This is a genomic window from Shewanella sp., from assembly GCF_051658185.1.
In the GTDB taxonomy this organism is placed as follows: Bacteria; Pseudomonadota; Gammaproteobacteria; order Enterobacterales; family Shewanellaceae; genus Shewanella.
The window spans coordinates 1-1,957 of record NZ_JBOFMC010000376.1; the positions used below are offsets into that span (position 1 = coordinate 1).

Here is a 1,957-nt window from a genome sequence, read left to right on the forward strand (position 1 = left end):
GCGACCCAATAACACAAGGAAAAACATAAAATCCAGTGCGCCTTCTACCAATATTGACCTTGCTGGCCCTCGCCGCCCCATGTTATGGGGCAAAAATAGCATTGATTATCGATGACCTCGGTTATCGACACACCGATAACACGGCGCTTGAACTCCCCGGCGCCGTCACCCTGTCGGTCCTCCCTCTCGCCCCACACAGCGAACAGCTTGCCCAAGCAGGGCTAGCCAGCGGCCACGAAATCATGCTGCACTTGCCCATGCAAGCCCTTAATGGCAAAGCCCTAGGCCCCTTGGGGTTAACAGAGACTATGAATAAAGCGCAGGTCCAAGCAGCCGTTTTCGCCGCGATAGCCAGCATTCCCTGCGCCCAAGGGGTCAACAATCACATGGGGAGTCTACTGACACAACTCGATGAACCAATGCGCTGGGTGATGGAAAGCCTCAAGCAAAAACAGCTGTATTTTGTCGATAGCAGGACGACACAACAAACAAAAGCAGGAGAACAAGCTGAGCAGGTGGGCGTCCCCGTGCTGCGGCGCCAACTGTTTTTGGATAATGATATCAGCGATGCGGCTTTAGAAAGGCAATTTACGCAGATGATGGCCAAGGCGCTGGCCCAAGGTCAGTTAGTGGCGATAGCACATCCCTACCCCGAAACCATTCGTTTTTTAAAGGTCAACTTAATACGGCTGGCGGCGGCCGGGATTGAGCTAGTGCCGGTGTCAAGCTTACTGCCGATTGCGCTAACCGATAATCTGGAAGCTAATCTAACTGCAAGACAGGAATAGACATATCGGGCAACAACGCCAACAACTCACCACTATTGCTCACCACATCCTTCAAGGTGTATTGATCCAACACGTTTAAATAGGCCTCAACCGCCTGAGCCAACACCCCTTTAAGCTGGCAAGCAGGTGTAAACCGACAATAAGGTTTAGTGCAATCTATCGGCGCTAACGAATTCTCCAGCGCTCGCACCAACTGCCCTACATTGATCTCGCTTGCAGGCATACCCAAGCGAAAACCACCCATTTTGCCGCGAATCGTCTCAAGATACCCCAGTTTGCCTAAGTGATGCACAATTTTAGATACATGATTTGGCGATAAATCAAAAACTTGAGTAATTTCAGCAATCCTAAATAAGGTCGTTCTATCGGGCTGAATTGCCAGATACATCAGCGTGCGAACACCAAAATCGGTATAACGTGTTAACTGCATAATTCACCTATCAGCAATAAACTCAGGACTCAGTAAACTCAGGACGTTTGGGATTCAAGGTTTGTGATCAACCAGTACGCCTCTTCATTAGAATGACCACATACATCCACAGACGCATCAAACTCATGGCACACAGCGGGACGATCGGCAGAACCAAAAATCAAGCATAAATTATCATCACTCAACTGTACGCACCGCACTCCCGCAGGCTTACCCTGAGGCATACCGGGGATCTCGCTGCTAATAGAGGGCGCAATACAACATGCACCACAACCTTGACGACAATTCATTTAGTTGCCCACGAAGAAGAAAAGATTATACCTTACAATTTGTTATCTAGTAGGGTAACGGCTCAATAGTGCCAAGTGGCGCACAAGCGGCATGATGATAAAAGATACCATACCGTTACCCCTAAGCACTTCACAAGGACGAGCTGACAAGGTAAACAAGCCAAAACGAAAAAAGCCTCATCTTTCGATGAGGCTTTCTCTGAATGTTGGCGGAGCGGACGGGACTCGAACCCGCGACCCCCGGCGTGACAGGCCGGTATTCTAACCAACTGAACTACCGCTCCTTTAGCTTAACGTCTACACGTTAACCTAAATTAGGCGCTTGGCGATGCCCTACTCTCACATGGGGAGACCCCACACTACCATCGGCGCAATTGCGTTTCACTTCTGAGTTCGGGATGGAGTCAGGTGGTTCCACAATGCTATTGTCACCAAGCATATTCGGTGTA

At 49.6% G+C, this 1,957-nt stretch carries 3 protein-coding genes, 1 tRNA gene and 1 rRNA gene; 1 reads left to right on the plus strand and 4 read right to left on the minus strand.

The window, feature by feature from the left end:
* Nucleotides 1-35 precede the first annotated feature (35 nt).
* Entirely contained in the window at nt 36-788 is a 753-nt protein-coding gene (locus ACRCZA_RS14140; protein ID WP_438675049.1) for a divergent polysaccharide deacetylase family protein, read from the plus strand.
* Here the strand turns inward: ACRCZA_RS14140 and ACRCZA_RS14145 are convergent.
* The 4 genes from ACRCZA_RS14145 to rrf all read right to left on the minus strand — a co-directional run bounded on the left by ACRCZA_RS14145 (nt 763) and on the right by rrf (nt 1,944).
* Nucleotides 763-1,218 (minus strand): Rrf2 family transcriptional regulator, encoded by a 456-nt coding sequence (locus ACRCZA_RS14145; RefSeq protein WP_438675050.1) that lies wholly within the window; start codon nt 1,216-1,218, stop codon nt 763-765. The genes ACRCZA_RS14140 and ACRCZA_RS14145 overlap by 26 nt on opposite strands.
* Nucleotides 1,219-1,256: 38 nt before the next feature.
* Complete coding sequence (locus ACRCZA_RS14150; protein WP_438675051.1) at nt 1,257-1,508, minus strand: YkgJ family cysteine cluster protein; 252 nt, start codon at nt 1,506-1,508, stop codon at nt 1,257-1,259.
* 207 nt (nt 1,509-1,715) lie between these two features.
* Nucleotides 1,716-1,792: transfer RNA gene (locus tag ACRCZA_RS14155), tRNA-Asp, on the minus strand.
* Nucleotides 1,793-1,828: 36 nt separating this feature from the next.
* Nucleotides 1,829-1,944 (minus strand): 5S ribosomal RNA (gene rrf / locus ACRCZA_RS14160).
* Nucleotides 1,945-1,957: the final 13 nt, after the last annotated feature.